Below are 21,413 nucleotides of genomic sequence, written 5' to 3' on the forward strand. Positions count from 1 at the left end.
TCACCCGGTGACCGGAGGTTCTGGCGATGAAGCCCCCCATCTGCGTGAAGCTCGGGATCGACTTCCCGATCTTTGCGTTCTCCCACTGCCGCGACGTGGTCGCGGCGGTCAGCCGAGCCGGCGGCTTCGGCGTGCTCGGTGCGCTCGCGTTCGATCCCGAGCAGCTGGAGGTCGAGCTCGCCTGGCTCGACGAGCACACCGACGGCAAGCCGTACGGCGTCGACCTGGCGATCCCGATGGCGTACATCGGCAAGGGCGGTGGCGAGGCCGCACTGCCGAGCAACCTGGAGAAGCTGATCCCGGAGCGGCACTGGAAGTTCGTCGACGAACTCCTGGACAGCCACGGGATTCCGCCGCTGCCCGCCGACCTGGCGGACAAGCCGATCAAGGCGGCCGGGCTGAACGTGGACCTGGAGTCGCGCGCGCAGATCCAGGTCTCGCTCAAGCACCCGCTGGTCAAGATGTTCGTCAACGCGCTCGGCCCGCCGCCGGCCGACATCATCGACGCGTGCCACGAGGCCGGTGTGCTGGTCGGCGCGCTGTGCGGCAGCCCCCGGCATGCGCAGAAGCAGGTCGAGGCGGGCGTGGACGTGGTGGTCGCCCAGGGCACCGAGGCCGGTGGGCACTGCGGCGAGATCTCCACGATGGTGCTCATCCCGCAGGTCGTGGACACGGTGGGCCCGGACGTCCCGGTGCTCGCGGCCGGCGGCATCGGTGGTGGTCGGCAGATGGCCGCGGCGCTGGCGCTGGGTGCGCAGGGCGTGTGGACCGGCAGCCTGTGGCTGACCGTGGCCGAGGCGGACACCCACGAGGTGTCGGTGCAGAACCTGCTGGAGGCCAAGTCCACCGACACGGTGCGCTCGCGGGCGATGACCGGGAAGCCGGCCCGCCAGCTCAAGAGCGCGTGGACCGAGGCGTGGGAGGACCCGGCCAACCCCGATCCGCTGCCGATGCCGCTTCAGGGCATCATCTTCAACGCGGCGTCCCGGCGCTTCACCCGGACCAAGAACAAGGAGCTCAACGGCTGGCCGGTGGGCCAGGTCGTGGGCATGCTCGACAAGGTCCGGCCGACCCAGGAGGTCGTGTTGTCCCTGGTCGAGGAGTGGATCGAGACCACGGAGCGGCTGAGCGCGCTCCTGGCCGAGGACTGAGCCCACCGGATCGCATCGCCCGGCCGAGACCTGCCGGGCCGGGCACGCGGGAGGACTCGCGTGCACGGCCCGGCGGTCGGCGGGTCACGGGAGTGAGTGACACCGGTCCCGCGTTCATGGGTACCGCGAACTGTCCCGGTATTTCCGCAACCTGCGCATTCTCGGTATGTCGGCAACGGGTGCCCGGTAAAATCCGCCGGCTCCGCTCGCGATCGATGCCAGGGGCAGCCGGCGGGCTGCGGTGGGCGGCCCCGGGCCCGACGACCAGGGCCCGACGACCAGGGCCCGACGACCGCCGACTCCACGCCCGACCTGCCCGCCCCACGCCCGTCCGTCCTACGGGGCGACCGAGTCCCACCCGGTGAAGCCCGACGGATCGTGTCGGCCGAACGTGCCGTGTTCGAAGATGCCCACACCCTCGGCGAGAAGCGCACCGTCGGGCCCGGTGAGTCGGGCGGTCGCGACGTGGTCGATCACGCTGAACGGGATGCGCTTGGCCACCTCGGGGTCCTTCTGCTCGTACACCGCGCCGTCGAGGTAGTCCTCCCCCTTCCATTGGCCGTGGCCCCAGTCCGGGTCGCCGCCGTAGCCCGCACCCACGTTGAGCGCGATGTATCCGTGGTTGTCCAGGTGCAGGGTGAGCGCATTGCGCTTGCGGTCGGTCAGGTGGATCGCGGCGCCCTCGGGCAGCCGGGTGCCGGACGCGTAGCGCACGTCGAACTCGGGCCAGCCGAGCTGCTCGGGCGCCTTGCCGGTGTCGATCGGGAAGATCCGGATCGCCTCGGTCAGGAAGCGGTGCCCCTCGGCCGACTCCTGGGCGATGATCATCAGCGCCTGGTCGCCGAGGTGGATCGGGATCCAGTTCCACCAGAATCCGGTGGTCTGCGCGGGCCGCCCGGCCGGCGGCGCCTCGCCCGACGGGCGGATGCCCCAGGAGCGGTCGCGCGAGCCGGACCAGGTCTGCGGCGTGACCGCGATCTCCTCGCCGTCCAGGGTCACCGTGCCGGTCCAGTCGCCGATCTGGACGAAGCGCGACGCGTCCAGGAGCGGCTTGAAGTCGCTGCGCTGCACGTGTCGAGGTTCCGGCAGGGGCGCGAACGGCGACGTGAAGGTGAGGTCGATCGAGATGCCCTGGTCCGGCGCGTCGCACACCACCCGCACGCTGGCCAGCGGCTCCAGCACCTCGATGCGGTACGGCCCCACCTCCTGCTTGAGCCGATCCGGGCCCAGCGCACCCGACATCCGCACCGCGTGCTGGCGGCCGTCCTTGCGGATCACCACGTACGCGTCGATCACGCCCAGGTTCGGATAGACGCCGAGGCCGGTCGCGATCTGGATGCCACCCGCGCGGTCGTAGGCGTGCATGATGCAGCGGTCGTAGAAGTTCCGGTCGGTCGAGCCGACTTCGCTGTGGAACAACGGGACCTGGTGGACCGGGTATTCGTCCAGGGGCACGGGGATCGGCATCGGGTTCCTCCTGACCACGCGCCGACGGTGCGCCGACGCGTTGGCGCTGGTTGAGACGTCGTGCGAGTCTGCGCCAAATCATTGACGCAATCAAGCGTCTCGCGCGGACGGCGGGCCGCCCCGGGTCCGCCTCGCGGCCCACCGTCCATGCGGCCCAATGCACCACTCGGTTGGACCTTCCCGCATCCGAGCGGTTGCCACGCTCCGTGAGACGCGTGTTACTGAAGGTGTCACTGTGAAGGATGTACCGCCGGACCGCGCCGCTTTCCATCCGTGGGAGGAACGGGGTCGGACGGGAGTCCGCGACGCGTCGGGAGAGATCATGAGTCACCAGCAAGACCTCGTCATCTGCCGCGAACTCGGCGACCGCAATGGCGAGGGACGGGCGTTGAACAACCTCGGTACCGCCCTCCAGCAGGTGCGGCGCTTCGACGAGGCCATCGACGCCCACCAGGAGGACCTCGCCCTGTGCCGCGAGCAGGTCGACCACCACGGCGAGGGTCAGGCGCTGGCCAATCTCGGTACCGCCCTCCAACAGGTGCGGCGCCTCGACGAGTCGATCGAGGCTCACCGCCAGGCGGCCGCTCTGTTCGCGGACCTCGACGACCGCCACCGCGAGGGCCAGGTGCTCAACAACCTGGGCACCGCCCTCCAGGAGGTGCGCCGGTTCGAGGAGGCGATCGACGCCCATCGGCAGGCCGCCGCCCTGTTCGCGGACCTCGACGACTACCACCGCGAGGGCCAGGCCCTGAACAATCTCGGTATCGCCCTCCAGGAGGTGCGCCGGTTCCCCGAGGCGATCGACGTGCACCGGCAGGCCGCCGCCCTGTTCGACGAACTGGACGATCACCACCGTGAGGGCCAGGCCCTGAACAACTTCGGCATCGCCCTTCGGGAGATGCGCCGGTTCCCCGAGGCGATCGAGGCGCACCGCCAGGCAGCCGCCCTGTTCACCGAGCTCGACGACCACCACCGTCAGGGCCAGGCCCTGGACTACCTCGGCGCCGCGCTGCACCAGGTGCGCCGATTCGAGGAGGCCGCCGCCGCTCACGAGCAGGCCGCGACTCTTTTCGCCAAGTTCGGCGACCTGCACCGCGAAGGCCAGGCCCTCAACAGTCTCGGGGCGGCGCTCCAGCAGGTGCGTCGGTTCGACGAGGCGGCCGAGGCGCACGAGCGGGCCGCGACCCTGTTCGGCAAGCTCGGCGACCACGACCGCGAGGACCAGGCTCGCAACAACCTGGGCAGCGCCCGAAGGCAGGCCGGCGGAGACCGGCAGCGCCGACCGGGCCTGCGCCAAAGGCTCGCGGCCAGACGCCGAGAGCGCCGCGAACGCCCCTTCGACGCAGTCGCCGCCCTGGGGCCGGTGCTGGAACCGACGCAGTAGCGAAGACGGGGTGGGCGGGGGCGACGGGGGCGCGGGCGTGCGGGGCGGGGCACGCGGCGGCCGAGAAATCCGGTGCGCGGCGTCCGGCCCCGCCTTCGGCACCCCGCCTTCGGCACCCCGCCTTCGGCACCCCGCCTTCGGCACCCCGCCTTCGGCACCCCGCCTTCGGCACCCCGCCTTCGGCACCCCGCCACGGCGCCCTGCCTCCGCTTCCCGCCTTCGTCCGCTTCGCGCTCCTCGCGAGAGTCGACAGGATTACGGAATTTCAAATTCCGGATCAGCGACCCGAACGGAAGTAATCGCGGGGGTTGTTTTCCGTTCCGCGCCGGTGTGACGGCGGTGTGCCGATCGGCCCGCCGGTCGCTGCCGAACCGAACCGGTTGTCCTCCAACCGGGCCAACCGGGCGCTGAGTTCGTCCTCTTCCTTGATCTCGTCGGCGGACGGCGACAGCGCGACGATGAACAGCGTGATCACCGTGAAAAGACTGATCCCGGTGATCAACGGCGCGAGGAATTGGGACGCCTCCACACCGTGCACCATCCCGTGCCGGCCCTCGGTACGCACGCTCATTGCGGACATTCCCGTGTAATGCATTCCGCTGACCGCCAGGCCCATGATCAACGCGGCCCCCGCGGTCGCCGCGAATCCGCTCACGTTGAGTGCGGCCCACAGCGCCGCGGTGGCCGCGACCACCGCGATCAGGATCGACAGGCCGACTCGGAACGAGTCGTATTCGACCGAGCCGTCCAGGCTCATCGCGGCCATGCCCATGTAGTGCATGATCGCCACGCCGCCGCCGGTGATCACCCCGCCGATCACCAGCCCCACCGGGCCGGCGTTGCGCCGACCGGCGACCGCCATGCCGACGCCGACCACCACCACCGCGAGCACCAGCGAGGTCATCGTCTTGCCCACGTCGTATCGAATCGGGGTCTCGCGCACCGAGAATCCGAGCATGCCGATGAAATGCATGACCCAGATTCCGGTGCCACCGATCGAAGCCGCGCCCAGTACCAACCAACGCGCTCGCGCCCAACCGCGCACCGCGCGCGCCCGTGTCGTGCAGAGCAGCCCGAGAGCCGATCCGACGCACGACATGAGGTAGGCGATGCCGGGGGTGACGGCACCATATGCAAAATGATCAACGTGTCCCATGCCGGCAAACCGCTCCGTTAGTTCGGGCCCCTTCGGAAGCGGGGAGACTTCATCGTCGAATCGCCGATGATAGAGCAGTCCGGCCGGCACTCCTCGGGCGGGTTTCCGAATTCGGAAAACGTCGACCAAGATCGTTACCGCTCGTATGCGGAGCTGGAATTCGGATAAAGATCCCGGTAGGCCGGGACTTCGCCGCCGCCCTTCGCGGCCAGCACGCCGTGCAGCACGGCTCGGGCGAATACGTCCGCCGCCGCCGCGTGGATCAGGGTCAGCGCGGCGGCCTCGGCGTTCACCCCGTACGGCGTGCCGGGATCGGGGGCGGGCAGCGGTACCCGGGCCGTGGACACGGCAAAGATGGTGTCGCCGTCGTAGAGCGTGTGCACCGGCCGGATCGCCCGGGCCAGCCCGTCGTGCGCGACACCGGCCACCTTCTGCGCCTGTGGCCTGGTCAGCACCGCGTCGGTGGCGACGATCCCGATCGTGGTGTTGAGCGTGGGCGGCATCCCGGCCGAGGCCGCGGCACGGGTCAACGCGGCGGCGTGCTCGGCGTGTTCGGGGGCGATCAGCGGGAACTCGGCGGGCAGCCCGAGGCCGGCCGCGTACGGCAGACCGCCGATCGGATCCACCGCCGACCCGGCCGCGTTGACCACCGCGAGTGCGGCGACGGTGACCCCGCCCGGCAACACCACACTCGCCGTGCCCACCCCGCCGCGCAGCCCGCCGACCATCGCGCCGGTGCCCGCGCCCACGCTGCCCATCGGCACCGCCGCGTGCTCCGGCTCGGCGTCGGCCGCCGCGATCGCCGCGCGCCCCAGCGCCGCATCGGGACGACGTGCCCAGTCGCCGCCGCGGCCGAGGTCGAACAACGACGCGGCCGGCACCACCGGCACCACCTGATGCGGTTCCGTGCCCACCGGGAACCCCCGACCCCGCTCGGCCAGCCACGCCACCACGCCGCCCGCCGCGTCCAGGCCGAACGCGCTGCCCCCGCTCAGCACGATCGCCTCGATCCGCGGCACCAGGTTGCGTGGGTCGAGCGCGTCCAGCTCGCGGGTGCCCGGCGCGCCGCCGCGCACGTCCACGCCGGCCACGAAGCCGCCGACCGGCCCGAGCAGCACGGTGGTTCCGGTCATCGCCCCGGCGTCGGTGTAGGCGGCGTGCCCGACCCGCAGACCCGCCACGTCGGTGATCGCGTTCAGCGGCCCGGTCTTGTACGCCTCGATTTCGAACATGTGGCCTCCCGAGTGATGGATCGTGCTGCGGTGGTCCTGTTCCCATGCTGCTCCATGGCTCATGTCTCATGTTTCGAGATTCTCGTCTCAGTCCCTGAGAAAGCTTGTAGAGTGCACGGATATCGACGTGGAGGTGGCGCAGTGGGGGAGAACCGGCGCTGGCTGATGCTGGCCATCGGGATGTGCGCACAGCTGGCGAGCTGCGTGTTCCTGTACGGCCTCGCCTACCTCGTCCCGGTGCTGCGCGCGGACGAGGGCATGTCGCTCGCGCAGGCCGGCACCGTCGTGGCGTGTCCGACGTTCGGCCTGCTGTCGACCCTGGTGTTGTGGGGCGCGGCGGCGGATCGCTGGGGCGAGCGCCGGGTGATGGCGGTGGGCCTGGCCCTGGCCGGCGGCGCGATCGCGGTGGCCCTGGCCGGCAACGGCGCGGTGTGGCTGGGGGGTTGGCTCGCGGTCGCGGGTGCGTGCTCGGCGGCGGTGAACGCGGCCAGCGGGCGGGTCGTGCTGGGCTGGTTCGCGCCCGAGCAGCGCGGACTGGCGATGGGCATGCGGCAGATGGCCCAGCCGCTGGGCATGGTGGCCGGCGCGCTGGTGTTGCCGCCGATCGGCACCCATGCGGGCTTCCGGGCCGCGCTGGTCTTCCCGGCCGTGCTGTGTGTCGTGGGCGCGGCGCTGGTCGCGGTGCTCGTCCGCGATCCGGCCCGACCCGCGCCCGTGGCCGGCGCGGCTCGACCGGCCTCTCCGTACGACTCGCCCGTCCTGTACCGGATACACGCCGCCAGCGCGCTGTTGGTGGTGTCCCAGTTCGTCGTGGTGTCCTTCGCCGCGGACTACCTGGTCTCCGAGCACGGGTGGACCGCGACCGGGGCGGGCCGGCTGCTCGCGGCCGTGCAACTGGTCGCGGCAGGCACCCGGATCGCGGTCGGCCGCTGGTCGGACCTGGTCGGCTCCCGGCTGCGGCCGATGCGCACGCTGTGTGTGGTCAACGCCGTGGTGGTCGGCGCGCTCGCGCTGACCTCGGCGATCGGTGGGCCGGTGGCGATCGTCTTCCTGCTGCTCGCGTCGGTGGCCACGGTGAGCTGGAACGGGCTGGCGTTCACGGCGGTCGCCGAACTCGCGGGCAGCGCCTGGGCGGGGAGGGTGATGGGCATCCAGAACACCGGCCAGAACCTGACCGCCGCCGCCGGGCCACCGTTGTTCGGCGTGATCATCGGCGGCCCGGGCGGTTACGTCACCGCGTACACGATCTGCGCGGTGATCCCGATCGTGGCCGGCTTCCTGACGCCGGGTCAGGATTCCCGTTCGGTGTACGCGATCATGCCGAGCAACAACACGTCGATGCCGAACGCGAAGCGTTCGTCGCCGTCGCCGGAGGTGAGCGCGTCGCCTAGCGAGGTCAACGTCGGGAAGCGGGCCGCGGGCAACGACGCGAAGTAGTCGTGCACACGGGTGTAGTAGGCCCCCCGCTCCTCGTCGGTCGCTCCGTGCATGGTGTTCTGGCCGCCCATCTCCAGGCCGGACATCACCGTGTACATGGACAGCAGGTCGGCCGCGAACGCGCTGACCTTCGCGGACAGTCCGCCCGCGCGCAGGATCGACAACAGCCGCTCGGTGCAGTCCAGCGAGTTGGGCCCGATCGGCACCGAGCCGATCAGCGCGCGACCGAGGTCGCGGTGTGAGGCGTAGACGTCGCGGATCGCGAACAGCGCCTCGCGCAGCTGCTCGCGCCAGCGTTCCGGATCCGCGGTCGGGATCAGCGCCTCCCCGTTGACCCGGTCCACCACCAGTTCCAGCAGCTCTTCCTTGCTCGCGACGTACGCGTACAGGGATGCCGCGCCGGTGTCGAAGCGCTGGGCGACCCGGCGCATGCTCAGTGCGTCCAGGCCCTCCGCGTCGACGATCTCCAGCGCGACGGTGACGATCGCCTCCTGGGTCAGCGCCGGTTTGCGCGGCGACCGCTCCTTGGGCGCCGTGCGCCACGGCGGCACGGGTACTTCGGGAACCTCGGACACGGCGCCACCTCCTCGATCAACCCCTCGCCGATCGCCCGGCTTTACGAACACTGTACTTGACGCGAACGCTGTTCGTGCTTAAAACAGTGTTCGAGACATAAACGCCGTTCGACGAACGAACACCGTTCGAGACGCGTGGGTCGACGGCACCGACCGGCAGTGTGCGATCAGCAGGGGGAGACGATGGAAACCGAGATCAGCAGGGCGGCGGCGACCGCGGCCGAGCCGGGAGAGCGCCGCGCGCCCTACCCGCTCCGGTGGATCGGCCTCGCCGTGGTCATGGGCGCCGACATCATGGACCTGCTCGACGCGACCATCGTCAACGTGGCGGGCCCCGGTATCCGGGACGCCCTCGGCGGCGGTTCGACCCACCTCCAGTGGTTCTCGGCCTCGTACACGCTGGCGTTCGCGATGTTCCTGATCACCGGCGCCCGACTGGGCGACATCCTCGGCCGGCGCCGGATGTTCCTCGGCGGAGTGCTCGCCTTCACCCTCACCTCGGCGCTGTGCGGCCTGGCGCAGTCACCGGAGATGCTGATCGGCGCTCGCGGTCTCCAGGGTTTGGCCGCCGCGATGATGGTGCCGCAGGCGCTCGGGCTGATCCGGGAGATGTTCGACGAGCGCGAGGTCGGCGCGGCGTTCGCGGTGTTCGGTCCGGCGATGGGCCTGGCCGCGGTGCTCGGTCCGATCCTGGGCGGGGTGGTGATGGACGCCGACGTGTTCGGCCTGGGCTGGCGCGCGGTGTTCCTGGTGAACGTGCCGCTGGGACTGTTCGCCTTCTTCGCGGGTGCCACCGTGGTGCCGCGACCCACCGCCGAGCGGGCCGGTGCGCGCCGGCCGGGCCTGGACGTCGTCGGCATGATCCTGGTCACCGCCGCGATGGTGCTGCTCGTCTACCCGCTGGTCCAGGGCCGCGAACAGGGCTGGCCCGGCTGGACGTTCGCCTGCATGGCCGGCTCGCTGCCGGTGCTCGCGCTGTTCGCCTGGTACGAGGTGCGGAGCAGCCGCACGGGCCGGGACGCGCTCGTGGAGGTCAGCCTGTTCCGCAACCGCGCCTTCACCGGCGCCCTCGCGGTCGGCCTGATGATGTTCGGCTCGATGATCGGCCTGATGCTCGTGCTCGGCGTCTACCTCCAGGTCGGCCTGGGCTGGACCGCGACGCACGCGGCGCTCGCGCTGATCCCGTGGTCGCTCGGCTCGACGGTCGGCGCCGGGCTGGCCGGTGCGGTGCTCGCGGCCAAGTACGGGCGCCGGGTCCTGCACGCGGGCCTGCTGGTCGGGCTGCTCGGGGTGGTGGGCATCGGCGGCACCATCGCGGTGCACGACGGCCCGGTGAACGCCTGGATCCTGCTGCCGGCCACGGCGCTCGCGGGCTTCGGCTTCGGCCTGCTGATGGCGCCGTTCTTCGGGATCGCGCTCGCCGGGGTCGACGACCACGAGATCGGCTCGGCCTCGGGCGTGCTCAACGCGGTCCAGCAGCTCGCGGGTGCGCTGGGGGTGGCGCTGTTCGGCACGCTGTTCTTCGGCCACGTGGAGGACCACGTGGGCGCGGCGCACGGCGCGGAGGCGGTGCGCGCGGTGTTCGACGACGCGTTCACGATCGGTCTCACGGCCAGTGCGCTGGCGCTGGCCGCGGCGTGGGGGCTCGCGTTCCTGATGCCGCGCCGGGAGCGCCCGCCGGGCGCGGAGGGCGGCACGGGGCACTGAAGCCGGCGAAGCCGCGGACGGCGCCGGACGGGCGACGGCGCGGGCCGGGCAAGGGCCCCGGGGGCGGAACAGGGCTGGATGCGCGACGGCGCCGGACGCACGACGGTACCGAAGGCACGACGGCGCCGGATCGGCTCGACCGAGCCGATCCGGCGCCGTCGCGTGTTCCGTCCGCGGGACACACCCTTCGCCGGAGGTGCCTAGTGGCTGCCGGCGATGCCGTGGCGGTGTGGGCCGTCGCCGAGCGCCGATGCCCCGTCGCGGGAGAGCACCGAGGCCCGTTCGCGGAAGGCGTCCTCGCGGGCCGCCGCCTCCGGGTGGCGCGAGCGCCAGTACGGGTTGTCGTGGGGCAGATGGCCGCTGACCCTCCCGTACAGGCCGAACGTCATCACCAGCAGGCCGACCACGAAGCTGAAGATCACGTTCGGCATCTTGAACGACAGGAAGTTGATGTCCGGGGTGCCCATCAGGCCCAGGTTGACGAATCCGCTGATCACGAACAGTGTCCCCACCACGATGTTCACGGTCGAGGCGGTGTTGCCGCCGATGATCGCGCCGATGATCAGGATCGCGCCGACCACGACGGAGATCAGGCTCAGCGCGCCGTTGGTGGACATCCCGGCGACGTCGCGCCCGGTCGTGGAGAAGAAACCGACGTTGTTCGTGAAACCCAGGACACCGAACGTGATCAGCACGAGGCCCATGAACCCGCCGCCGTACCGATAGACCTGTCCGAGCCGGTGATCGACCGGCAATCCTTCGTCCAACAAGCCCGTCATGGTCGCCTCCCAACACGTATTTGTACGAATACTCCTCTTCGTCCCTTTTCCCGGAAATGCCGGTTCAACGCCGTCGAGCGGCCCCGCAGGGCGGCCGACTCAGCCGATCAGCTGCACATGCGCCTCGCGGATCCCGTACACGAACGCGTTCGGCATCTGGACCACCGCGCTGCCGGGGACCGGCCGCAGCTCGCGTACCCGGGCGAGCAGCTCCTCGAAGAAGACCCGGATCTCCAACCGGGCCAGCGGCGCACCCAGGCAGAAGTGGGTACCGAAGCCGAAGGTGATGTGGTCGTTGGGCGTGCGCGTCACGTCGAACCGCTCGGGCTCGGCGAACACCGCCGGATCGCGATTGGCCGAGCCGTACATCAGCACCACCTGGTGTCCGTCCGGAATCACCGTGTCACCGACGCGCTGGTCGCCGACCGCGACCCGGCACATGTTGTGGATGGGTGTGCTGTACCGGATGAACTCCTCCGTCGCGACCGCGAGGTCGGCGCCCGCGCGCAGCAGGTCCCACTGCTCCGGGTGGTCGAGCAGATACAGGAAGGTGCGCGCGATCACCGTGCGGGTGGTCTCCGCGCCGCCGTCGAGCAGCAGCAGGCAGTCGCTCGCCACGTCGGCCGGCCCCACCGGCTCGCCGTCGATGTGGGCCGTGGTCCACACCGACATCACGTCGTCGGCCGGGCAGGCCTTCTTCGTCTCGTACAGCCCCAGCGCCGACCGGATGAACTCGCCCGCCGCGGCTCGCCCGTCCTCGCTCAGGTAGCGCGGACCGCCGCCGAGCGCGATGGTGCGCTCGGACCAGTCGCGCAGCCGCGGCCAGTCCTCGTCCGGGAAGCCGAGCAGGCGTCCGATCATCTTCGCGGGCAGCACGGACGCGAGATCGCCGACCACCTCCACGGTGCCCTTGGCCACGGCGGCGTCCAGGATCTGCACGCACGTCTCGCGCACGTGCTCCTCCCACTCGCGCACGCCGCGCGGGGTGAACCACTTGCTGACCAGCTTGCGCCGCTTGTTGTGCAGCGGGTTGTCCAGGCCGATGATCGCCGGGTCGGCGGGCAGGTTCGGGCGGTAACCACCCTTGTTGCGGTCGGAGTTGACGAAGTGTTCGCTGCGCGCCTCGACATCCTTGACGTCCGCGTGGCGAAAGATGCCCCACAGTTCGTTGCCCGCGTCCCAGGCGACGGGTTCGTGCTCGCGGAACCACGCGTAGTCCCGATAGGGGCCGTTCGCGTACCAGTCGCCGTCGAGCAGATCCAGACTCGGCCGCGGGGTCGGCGGCGTCTTCGGCGCGGACGTCATGGGTGTCATGGGCAGGGTCCTCCGGATCGCGTCCTGGGCCCGGAACGGGCTCGGGTACGCAATCACGAAGCGGGAGCGGAAACCATAGCCGCGCGGCCGGCCCGCCGTCCGTCCGCCCGCGCGGCGCGGACTGGGCCCGGCGGGCGCGGCCCGGGACCCTGCCCGGCGGATCGGAGCTACGCGGGCTTCAGCACGACCTGCCCGTTCGTCACCGCGATCTGCTTCGCGGCGAGTGGGCGCGGGGCCGGGCCGCCGAGCACGGCACCCGTGCTCGCGTCGAAACTGCTGCCGTGGCACGGGCAGTTGATCTTGCCCGCGGCGACGCTGCCGACCAGGCACTGCTGGTGCGTGCACACCGCGCTGAACGCCTTGAAGTCTCCGGCGGTGGGCTGGGTGACCACGACCTTGGCGTCGTCGTAGACCTTGCCGCCGCCGACCGGCACATCGGCGACCGGCCCGAGCGTCTTGTCGCCGCCGGCGCCCCCGGGCGTCTTGTCCTTCGAGTCGCCGTCGTCACTGCCGCAGGCCACCAGGCCGACGCCGGCGGCGGCCACGACCGCGCCACAGACCAGGACTCGCCGGGTCGGCTCGGCCCTACCGGTCCGTGCGGCCGTGGTCGTCGGTTCGGTGCCGGTCGGCTCGGTGTTCGGGTCGGTCGTGCGCATCGGGTGCCTCCGTCGTGGTGCCCGGCGCCGGCCGGTCACGCGGCGCCGATGCCACGGAAACGTACGCGAGTGGCTCCTGGTTCGACGGATCGGTGAAGCGAACGGGTTCCACGAGCGCGGAGTCGGCGGCGATCGGGTCCGCGGCCCCATCGGGTCCGGCGGCCCCGGCCGGATCCACCGGATGGCCGGCGGGTGCCGCGGCGGGGTGTGACCCGGCACCCGGGTCCGGCGTGTCGGGCTCGTCGACGCGGCTCGGCAGGGTGAAGACGAGTCGGGCACCGTCGGTGTGGTCGGTGTCCACGGCGATCCGGCCGCCGTGCTGTTCGACGATCCGCTTGGCCATCGCGAGCCCGATGCCGCTGCCGGTGTACGTCTCGCGCGGATGCAGGCGTTGGAAGGCCGCGAACACCCGCTCCGCCGCCTCGGTGGGGATGCCGATGCCGTTGTCGGTCACGGTGATCCGCCACCCGCCGTCGCCGTCGGGCTCGGCGTCCATCCGCACCAGCGGTCGCTCGTACGGGCGCTGGAACTTCACCGCGTTCCCGAGCAGATGCCGGATCAGCGTGGCCAGCAGCCCGGGATCGGCCCGGACCACCGGCAGTTGCCCGTGCTCCAGTTCGGCGCCGGTGTCCTCCACCTGGTCCGCCATGTCCAGCCAGGTCTGCCGGACCAGTTCGCCCAGGTCGACCTCGACGATCTCCGCGCGCGAGCGGCCCACCTCGGTGAGGGTGACCATCTCGTCGATGAGCATCTGGAGGCGGCGGGCGTTGTCGATGGTGAAGTCGATGTACTGCCGACCGCGCCGATCCAGCACGTCCTCGTAGCGCTCCTGGAGCATCCGGCCGAACGAGACGATCCGGCGCAGCGGATCCTGCATGTCGTGCGTCGCGGCGTATGCGAACCGGTCCAGGTCGGCCTGGGCGAGTCGGGCCCGGCGGGCGTACTCCTCGACCCGGGTGCGCAGTTCCGCCAGGTCGCGGACCAGGTCGCGGGCCTGCTCGCGCTCGGCCTCCAGGGCGCGATCCCGTTCGGCGAGCTGTTCGGTCAGCCGGTCGACCCGGGTGCGGTCGCGCTGCGCCCGGTCCTCGCCGGCCCGGGCCCGCTCGTGCAGGTTCGTCATGGTGGCGGCGATCAGGTCGAACTCACGGCTGTCGAAGCGCCCGCCCCGCGCCGGCTCCCGGTTCGGATCGGCCAGCCGGGCGAGCGGCTTCTCGACCGTGCGCCGCAGCGCGCTCTCGATCAGCACCGTCGACCCGACCACGAGCAACAGATCGGTGCCGAGCACCAGGAGCAGGCCGCGCGCACGCGCGTCGCCGTCCAGGGTCAGGCCCACCACGAGCGCGGCGACGGTGGCGAGCATGACCGCCACGCACGGCACCCAGATCAGCCGCAGCCGAGCCCGCACCGTCCACCACGAGTCCTCGGAACCCGCCATCGGTACCCCGCCCTCTCCGGCCGCCCTCGTCCCGCCCTTGCCCGCGCGGATCCCCCCGCCGGCCGCCGATATGCGGAACCGCCTCGTGGAACAAGCAAATTGTGGCAGTGCGGGGCCCGGCGCACGAGGGCATGATCCGGCCGCCCACATCCGGGGACACCGGAGCGGCGCGTTCCGAATCCGCTTCGCAAGCGTGGTCGGAAGGCGTCCGAACACCCGCCCGGCAGCACGTTCGGAAGGGATGCACGCGCCACGGAAGATTCTTAAGGCAGTCATAAATCACCCATACCGGGGTGCCGACGCCGCCGATCCTCGGGATACGGTCGAGGGGTCGGCCGGGCGCGTTTGGAGAGACGGCGCCGAACCGGCATGCGAAGAAGAGCGGGGGATTCCTGCGACCGTCGCCCACCTCCCACCCGTTGGGGCGACGGTCGGAGGAACACTTCGTCACGACCCGGTGACCGTGCGAGTGTCGGCCTGATTCCTCCCCACCGGGGTACCCATCCAGCCGGTAGCGTCCATGGCCCGAGGTGGTAACCCGCTGAGATTGGTGGTCGAGTGTCGCGACGGACTGCGGATGCCGAGGCGAATCCGCGCAGGCGTCGGATGGCGATCGGTACGGCATTTTGTGTGGTCGCGGTGCTGGCGGTGGTCGGGCTGGCCTCGACCGGGCGGATATCCGGCCATCCGAGAGCGCGCGGCACCGGCGACCCCTCCCGCGGCTACCACCTCGTGGACCCGGCCGAGGGCGACCGGATCGCGGCGAGCCTGCTGGGCGCGGCGCCCGCCGCTCCGCCCGCTGAGCCCGCGTTGCCCGTGCCCACGGCGTCCTCGACGGAGGTCGAGCCGCTGCCGGTGTCCGATCCGCTGGAGGCGAGCACGATCGAGGCGACTCCGGCAATCGGCGCGCTGCTGCACGCGGGGGACGGGGGCGACCCGGAACACTTCTGCACCGCGACCGTGGTGCAGTCGCCGAACCGGAACCTGGTGGTCACCGCCGCGCACTGCGTGTACGGCGACGCCTTCACGACCGACCTGGCCTTCGCACCCGGCTACCACGACGGCGTGATGCCGTACGGCGTGTGGGTCCCGTCCCGGATCGACGTGGACCCGCGCTGGGTCACCGACCGGGATCCGGCCTACGACGTCGCCTTCCTCCAGGTCCGCCGCCCGGGCACGGACGAGCGGATCGAGACCGTCACCGGCGCCGAACACCTCGACTTCGGCTCCTCGCCCTCGCGTCCGGCCCGGCTGGTCGGCTACCCGGACGACGCGAACGAGCCGATCGGCTGCCAGAACACCACCGCGGCCTACTCCGAGACCCAACTGCGCTTCGACTGCGCGGGCTTTCCCGCCGGCACCAGCGGCGGCCCGATGCTCACCGACATCGACCCCGCCAACGGCCGCGGCACGGTGATCGGCGTGATCGGCGGCTACCAGGAGGGCGGCGACGACCTCACCTCCTACAGCAGCTACTTCGGCCCCGACATCGCCACCCTCTACGAGCGCGCAAGCACCGCCGAGACAAGCCCCTCGGCCTGACCCCCACCCGCCCCACACACGACGAAACCCCGGCCGAAGCCGGGGTTTCCTGCCTGATCGCCGGACTTGGACAAACGAGACGCACGCCCGCTCGACGACCACCTCGCCATCGATCGCAGCGAGGCCGGGCCGGCGGTCGCCGCGGCACCGGCAGGCCCCGTGGTGCGTCGGCACTTGGGGCAGGGCACGGGCGTGCCCAGGGCCGCGGCGATGACCGCGGTCGTGGTGGCGGTGTGCGATCGTGGCACGGCTTGCACAGGCCGCGGCCTTGCGCCGGGTCGTCGGGGTCGGCGCCCTGGCAACGAACTCCTTGCGGGTGCGTGGGTGGTGGTCGGCCTCGGTCAACAGCCGCCAACACGACCGACCGGCGGCGGCCGACGCGCACTCGGGGCACACGCACACCGGGTGGCGTCGCAGGACCCCGGGCGGAAAACGGCGCGGTGCCGGCGGCCGTAGCCGCGCCTGGGCGCGTTGGTCGGCGCGGTGTTCCGGGGGACAGGCCCCGCTCGGTGCCGGGCGGGCCGCAGCGCGACCAGGTGGTGCGCCACGAACACGGCGGCGGTGGGCGCGGCTATGCCTGTTCGTACGCCGCGGCGAACTCGCTCGGTGTGAACCGTTGGAACACGCGCGGTCCCATGACGACAATCCAGTCGCCGTGCGCGAACTCCAGCCGCTCGCCGTGGACGGTGACGGCCGAGAACGCGATGTACTCCGGGCCCGGGTCACCGCACGTGTCGGTCGCCTCATCGGCGGTGATGGTGCACACGTCGTCGTCCGGCACGACCAGCGCCTCCCGGATCTCTGCCCAGGTCGGAGGCGCGGAGCTGAATGGTGTCGACCTGGGGCGAGCGCAGGGAATAGCGAAACACGGCAGCCTCCATCGGTACGGGGTCGGGACGCACAAGAGCCCCGGGCCGGGTTTCGGCGCTCGGGGCTCTCGGGGTGTTTCCCGGCATGCCGGACCCACAGGCTGTGGATAACCGACTCCAGGGCTGTCGATCCCGAAGTGCAGGCATCCGCTATCTATGCGGGCTGGACTCCGATGTACCACCGTTGGTTTGCGCCACCGTGACAAGTCCACAGCCCGGCGGCGTCACCGTCGCCGGTCCCCCATGAAAGTATTTCAAGGCATTTGTCGGAATTGATATTCCTTATTTCCGAACCGTTGACTCCATACGAAACCTCTCTCCATGATTGCGTCAATGATCCGTTGCAGGGCCATTGGTTCGCAGGGGCGCCGTCGTCGGTGCGGTCGCCGCGAATCTCCAGGCACAGTCCGGAATTCACATTGACGATCTCGTGGTCACCGGAGGCGCTCCGCCGGGCCCACCATCGCTGGGTGTTCGACGGGTTACAGGTCCACTGGTTTGCGGGGGCGCCGGCGTCGGTACGGTCGTCGCGAATCTCCAAGCATTTAGAGGAGAAGCCATTATCGATCATGTGCTGTCTCCCGTTGGTGAGCCCGCCGTACATGACCTTGGGTGACGAATCTGCGGTCGCCGGGGTAGTCATGGTGACGGCCAGGGCGAGGGTGCCCAATGCACCGGCCAGGGCCCGCAGAGTTCTGATCGACGGCATCTTGGAATCTCCTTTGGTCTCAAAGATGCCTAGATCATTTACGAGGTGATTCCATTGTGGAAGGACAATCTCGGCCAAGCAGTTGTGACAGTCAGCCGGCGTTGCGTTCGCTGGGGCTGAGTTCGGTCCGCAGCCGGTCACGCTCGGCTGTGGTGAGCCCAGGCGCCCACCCAGCCCTCTCCACATCTGTCACCAGTTCCACGCGGGCAGTCCGCAGTGGTGCGTCGAGGGCGCGCCCGATGCCGGCAAGGCCGTCCCACCGCCACGTCGGCCGCCCCCGAATCCGGATTTTCGACGGCGCCTCGCACACGGCGGACACGTACACGAGTCTGCGCCCCGAGACGGACCGCGCCCTGGCGGAGGCCGCGGCCCGTCTGGTGCCGCGCGCCGGGAGACGCCGGGGAGAAGTTCGCGACACACTCGCTCACGCATCGCTCACGCAAACGGCCCCGTACACGATGTACGAGGCCGATGGCGCCCCCCGAGGGGGGCTGACTCCCAGGTGAGAGCCAGTTTTGCAGTTGTGCCCCCAGCAGGATTTGAACCTGCGACACCCGCTTTAGGAGAGCGGTGCTCTATCCCCTGAGCTATGGAGGCTTCGGGGCCGTGTGGTCCCGCAGGACAGGGTAGCGGAACGGTTGCGGGGGTGGCCGGCGGCTTTGGGGTGGGTCAGGGTTTGCCGACGGTGAGGATGACGGCGGAGTCTTCGAGGGCCTCCAGGGAGTGCGGCGCCCGGGGGATGACCAGGAGGTCGCCGGAGGTGCCCTCGACCGATTCGTCGTCGGCGGTCAGGCGGATGCGGCCGGTAAGCACGATCAGCGAGGCTTCGCCGGGGCTCTCGTGTTCGGCGAGGGAGTTGCCGGCGGTCAGGGCGATCAGGGTCTGGCTCAGGTGTTGGCGGGAGCCGCCGGGCATGGTGACCGAGCTGCGGCCGGACGAGGTGCTGCGGGCCGAGGCGAGTTGCTCCCTGGTGGCCGTCCGGAGCGAGATTTTGTCCATGTATGCCAGTTTCGGGGGCGATCACTCTCCGCGCATGTTCTGGTGTGCCCGGGCGTGCGGTGACCGGTGGGTCGGGTGATGCTGGGCGGATGGGTGTGGCCTGTGCCGGCACGCTCGCGACGGCCGCCGCGGTGCTGCCCGGGGCCGGAATCGAGGCTGGAATCGGGGTCGGAATCGGGGCCGCCGAGAGGAGATAACCACTTGCTCGGGCATCGAAGAATGAAGCTCATGACCACAGACGAAAGCGTTCGTACGCGCGGAACCGTGTTCGATCGGGACGGGGCGCTGGTGGCCGACTACCGGCTGGGCAACCGTTCGGGTCGCCCGGCCGCGCTCGACCTGCGCCTGCACCGACTCCCGGCCGAGCTCGCCGCGCCCGCCATCCTGACCGCGCTGCCCGGGTGGGTCGTGTCGGCCCGGGAGGACGCCGGCGCGGTGCTGCTCGCCGCGGGCGGCCGGCTGCTTCGGCATATGCATCGGTACACCCGGGACCTGGGTCCGGACCTGGAGGCCGTCACCTGGGCCGAGCCCGGGATCGAGGTGCGCGCGGCGGCGTCCGTGCCGCCCTCGGAGCTGTACGACACCTGGATCGCCGCGTATCCGCCGGAGCACCCGGACAGCGGCGACGATGCGAGTCCGGAGAACCTGGAGGGGCTGTACGACGGCCGCTCGCTCGGGCCGCTGTTCGGGTTCAGCACGGTGGCGCTCGACGAGGGGCGGGTGGTCGGCGCGGTGCTGGTCAACGACGCCGAACACATCGGGCCGTGGATCACCGAGGTCTTTCGCGACCCGGACCCCAAGTACGCGGGGCTCGGCGGCCGGTTGTTGCGGCACACGCTCGGCTTGGCGCTGCTGGACGGGCTGCCCTCGATCGGGCTCGCGGTCACCGAGGGCAACCCGGCCCGGGCGGTGTACGAGCGGCTCGGATTCCGGCAGGGCGAGTCGTTCATGACCATCGTGCTGCCGGGAGGGGAGCGGTAGGCCCGTTTCGGGGAGGGGCGGTCGATCCGCGGGAGCGGGGCGGCGACTCCACCGGGGCAGGAGCGGTACGGATCCGCCGCAGCGGAGGGGAGCGGTGGACACTCCTTCAATGCCGTGAGACATTTATGTCTCACAAGGATTGAGGATGTCTCATGGCCGGCTCCACCACCCCCCGCCCCACGCCCGACCCGCGGCGCTGGGCCGTGCTCGCGATCCTGTCGGGGAGCCTGCTGATCATCTCGATGGACGCGACCATCCTGAACGTCGCGTTCCCGTCCCTGGTCGCCGATCTGCGGCCCGGTTCGGTCGAGCAGTTGTGGATCATCGACTCGTACGCGCTCGCGCTGTCCGGCCTGTTGGTCACCGCAGGCGCGCTCGGGGACCGCTGGGGGCGCAAGCGGCTGCTGCTCGTCGGCTTCGCCATCTTCGCGCTGGCCTCGCTGCTCGCGGTCGCGGCGACGGCCGCCTGGCACGTGATCGCCGCCCGGGTGCTGCTCGGCGTGGGTGGCGCGGCGATCATGCCGTCCACGCTGACCATCCTGCGCCAGGTGTTCACCGACACCCGCGAGCGGGCCTTGGCCTACGCCGTCTGGTCGGCGGTCTTCGGCGGCGGCATGGCACTCGGGCCGGTGGTCGGCGGGCTGCTCGTGGAGTCGCACGGCTGGCAGTCGGCCTTCCTGTTGAACGTGCCGATCGCGGTCGCGGTGATCGGGTTCGGCATGTGGCTGCTGCCCGAGTCGCGTTCGCCGCGCTCCGGCGCGTGGGACTGGCCCGGCGTCGGCCTGTCGATCGTCGGCATGGGCACCCTCGCGGGCGGCATCAAGCAGCTCGGCAAGGGCGGCGTCGGCGATCCGGCCGCGTGGATCCTGCTCGTGGTGGCCGCGCTCACGCTGACCGTGTTCGTGCGCCGCCAACTGCGGCTGGCCAATCCGCTGCTCCAGGTCCGGCTGTTCACGAACCGCGCGTTCACCATGGCCGCGACGGCGATCTTCCTGGGCATGCTCGGACTGGGCGCGGCGCTGTTCCTGCTCAGCCAGTGGTTCCAGTACGTGCAGGGGTACAGCCCGGTCTCCGCCGGTCTGCACCTGCTGCCCGCGCCGATCGCGCTGATCCTCGCGTCGATGTTCGTGCCCGCGCTGATGCACCGCTTCCCGCCCCGGAACGTGCTGGCGATCGGTCTGGCGCTGATGGCCGTCGGGCTTGCGATGCCGTGGGTCGGGCAACACTTCCGGGACGTGGACTACCCGCTGGTGGGCGCCTCGCTCGCGGTGGTCGGGCTCGGTGTGGGCACGCTGGCCACCGTCGCGTCGGTGGTGCTGATGTCCTCGGTGCCGGTCGCCGAGGCCGGTGGCGCGGCGGCGATCGACGAGACCGCGTACGAACTCGGCGCCGCGCTGGGCGTCGCGATCCTGGGCAGCATGGCATCCGCGCTCTACCGGGCCAACCTGCCCGACCTCGACCTCGACTCGGCCGACACGGCGGCGGTACGCGAGTCGATCGGGGACGCCTCCGTGGTCGCGGATCGACTCGGCGCCGGCGGCATCCTGGGCCGGGCGGGCGAGGCGTTCACGTCCGGGATGACGCCGACCTTCCTGGCCGGCGGCGTGGTCGCGCTGATCGCAGCCGTGCTGGCCTGGCGGCTGATCCCGCGCGACCTGGAGCCCGCGCCGGACGCGCACTGAGGGCCGGCCGAAAGCAATCGATCGGGAAGGCGCACACCTTCGGCCCCGGCCCCCGATCGGGGTGCACGAGCCGCTGCCCGCCGCACGGTCTGGTGCCGCCCGGCGGGGTTCGACCCCGGGCGCGCCGCCGTGGCGGGTCCCGGACTTCGGAACATCCGGGCCTCGCCGACCGTTGACCGAATCGTAGGCACATCGAGTGTGCATGCGGGGCCCGACGCCGGGCAGGCGCTCTCAGGGGCCGCTATCGGCCAACCTTTCAACAGTACATCTCCGGACGGAATATCACAGGCTTCTCGTTCGTTCGAAATATTGACGAACGCGAATGAAAGCGAGGGCTA

Annotated in this window: 17 protein-coding genes, 1 tRNA gene and 1 pseudogene; 7 read left to right on the forward strand and 12 right to left on the reverse strand. The window is 71.0% G+C overall.

All coding sequences use genetic code 11. The features are described from left to right. Positions 1-26: 26 nt before the first annotated feature. Positions 27-1,151, forward strand: coding sequence for an NAD(P)H-dependent flavin oxidoreductase (locus tag ACFZBU_RS37595; RefSeq protein ID WP_391588234.1), 1,125 nt, complete (start codon positions 27-29; stop codon positions 1,149-1,151). 336 nt (positions 1,152-1,487) lie between these two features. Here the strand turns inward: ACFZBU_RS37595 and ACFZBU_RS37600 are convergent, their stop codons facing one another. After that, positions 1,488-2,618, reverse strand: a complete 1,131-nt coding sequence (locus tag ACFZBU_RS37600; protein WP_391588235.1) for a hypothetical protein — start codon at positions 2,616-2,618, stop codon at positions 1,488-1,490. A gap of 322 nt (positions 2,619-2,940) precedes the next feature. Between ACFZBU_RS37600 and ACFZBU_RS37605 the strand changes: the two genes are divergently transcribed. Next, positions 2,941-4,002, forward strand: a complete 1,062-nt coding sequence (locus ACFZBU_RS37605; protein WP_391588236.1) for a tetratricopeptide repeat protein — start codon at positions 2,941-2,943, stop codon at positions 4,000-4,002. A gap of 277 nt (positions 4,003-4,279) precedes the next feature. Here ACFZBU_RS37605 and ACFZBU_RS37610 read toward each other — a convergent pair whose 3' ends face one another. Next, entirely contained in the window at positions 4,280-5,248 is a 969-nt protein-coding gene (locus ACFZBU_RS37610) for an MHYT domain-containing protein (protein ID WP_391588237.1), read from the reverse strand. Between the two features lie 44 nt (positions 5,249-5,292). Continuing rightward, complete coding sequence (locus ACFZBU_RS37615) at positions 5,293-6,390, reverse strand: P1 family peptidase (RefSeq protein WP_391588238.1); 1,098 nt, start codon at positions 6,388-6,390, stop codon at positions 5,293-5,295. Positions 6,391-6,531: 141 nt separating this feature from the next. On the opposite strand from ACFZBU_RS37615, the gene ACFZBU_RS37620 reads away from it, so the two are divergent. Beyond that, the gene (locus ACFZBU_RS37620) at positions 6,532-7,827 is read left to right on the forward strand and encodes an MFS transporter (protein ID WP_391588239.1); all 1,296 of its coding nucleotides are present in this window, start codon (positions 6,532-6,534) and stop codon (positions 7,825-7,827) included. Here ACFZBU_RS37620 and ACFZBU_RS37625 read toward each other — a convergent pair. Continuing rightward, a pseudogene (locus ACFZBU_RS37625) lies at positions 7,764-8,453 on the reverse strand (TetR/AcrR family transcriptional regulator); the annotation flags it as partial. The gene ACFZBU_RS37620 and the pseudogene ACFZBU_RS37625 sit on opposite strands and share 64 nt — an antisense overlap. Before the next feature lie 132 nt (positions 8,454-8,585). On the opposite strand from ACFZBU_RS37625, the gene ACFZBU_RS37630 reads away from it, so the two are divergent. Next, on the forward strand, positions 8,586-10,109 hold the full coding sequence (locus tag ACFZBU_RS37630; protein WP_391588240.1) for an MFS transporter: 1,524 nt from the start codon (positions 8,586-8,588) through the stop codon (positions 10,107-10,109). Positions 10,110-10,309: 200 nt separating this feature from the next. Here the strand turns inward: ACFZBU_RS37630 and ACFZBU_RS37635 are convergent, their stop codons facing one another. The 4 genes from ACFZBU_RS37635 to ACFZBU_RS37650 form a co-directional block, all read right to left on the reverse strand. Continuing rightward, entirely contained in the window at positions 10,310-10,888 is a 579-nt protein-coding gene (locus tag ACFZBU_RS37635; RefSeq protein ID WP_391588241.1) for a DUF4383 domain-containing protein, read from the reverse strand. A gap of 99 nt (positions 10,889-10,987) precedes the next feature. Further along, positions 10,988-12,202, reverse strand: a complete 1,215-nt coding sequence (locus ACFZBU_RS37640) for a cytochrome P450 (RefSeq protein ID WP_391588242.1) — start codon at positions 12,200-12,202, stop codon at positions 10,988-10,990. A gap of 167 nt (positions 12,203-12,369) precedes the next feature. Next, entirely contained in the window at positions 12,370-12,858 is a 489-nt protein-coding gene (locus tag ACFZBU_RS37645) for a Rieske (2Fe-2S) protein (protein ID WP_391588243.1), read from the reverse strand. Continuing rightward, positions 12,788-14,293 carry an ATP-binding protein gene (locus tag ACFZBU_RS37650; RefSeq protein WP_391588244.1) on the reverse strand — a complete coding sequence of 502 codons (1,506 nt, stop codon included), beginning with the start codon at positions 14,291-14,293 and terminating at the stop codon, positions 12,788-12,790. The genes ACFZBU_RS37645 and ACFZBU_RS37650 overlap by 71 nt, the downstream gene beginning before the upstream one ends. 606 nt (positions 14,294-14,899) lie before the next feature. Between ACFZBU_RS37650 and ACFZBU_RS37655 the strand changes: the two genes are divergently transcribed. Continuing rightward, positions 14,900-15,835 (forward strand): trypsin-like serine peptidase, encoded by a 936-nt coding sequence (locus ACFZBU_RS37655; protein ID WP_391588245.1) that lies wholly within the window; start codon positions 14,900-14,902, stop codon positions 15,833-15,835. A gap of 571 nt (positions 15,836-16,406) precedes the next feature. On the opposite strand, the gene ACFZBU_RS37660 is transcribed toward ACFZBU_RS37655, so the two are convergent. From ACFZBU_RS37660 to ACFZBU_RS37675, 4 genes are all read right to left on the reverse strand, one after another. Then, positions 16,407-16,616 carry a hypothetical protein gene (locus ACFZBU_RS37660; protein WP_391588246.1) on the reverse strand — a complete coding sequence of 70 codons (210 nt, stop codon included), beginning with the start codon at positions 16,614-16,616 and terminating at the stop codon, positions 16,407-16,409. Positions 16,617-16,858: 242 nt separating this feature from the next. Then, positions 16,859-17,491 carry an RICIN domain-containing protein gene (locus ACFZBU_RS37665; protein ID WP_391588247.1) on the reverse strand — a complete coding sequence of 211 codons (633 nt, stop codon included), beginning with the start codon at positions 17,489-17,491 and terminating at the stop codon, positions 16,859-16,861. A gap of 446 nt (positions 17,492-17,937) precedes the next feature. Beyond that, positions 17,938-18,010, reverse strand: a tRNA-Arg gene (locus ACFZBU_RS37670). Between the two features lie 72 nt (positions 18,011-18,082). Beyond that, positions 18,083-18,412 (reverse strand): cupin domain-containing protein, encoded by a 330-nt coding sequence (locus tag ACFZBU_RS37675; protein WP_391588248.1) that lies wholly within the window; start codon positions 18,410-18,412, stop codon positions 18,083-18,085. Between the two features lie 228 nt (positions 18,413-18,640). On the opposite strand from ACFZBU_RS37675, the gene ACFZBU_RS37680 reads away from it, so the two are divergent. Beyond that, a complete protein-coding gene (locus ACFZBU_RS37680; RefSeq protein WP_391588249.1) occupies positions 18,641-19,393 on the forward strand; it encodes a GNAT family N-acetyltransferase in 753 nt (250 codons plus the stop codon). Between the two features lie 152 nt (positions 19,394-19,545). Continuing rightward, positions 19,546-21,075 (forward strand): MFS transporter, encoded by a 1,530-nt coding sequence (locus ACFZBU_RS37685; protein ID WP_391588250.1) that lies wholly within the window; start codon positions 19,546-19,548, stop codon positions 21,073-21,075. Positions 21,076-21,413: the final 338 nt, after the last annotated feature.

This window comes from Embleya sp. NPDC008237 (genome assembly GCF_042956465.1).
Classification (GTDB): Bacteria; Actinomycetota; Actinomycetes; order Streptomycetales; family Streptomycetaceae; genus Embleya.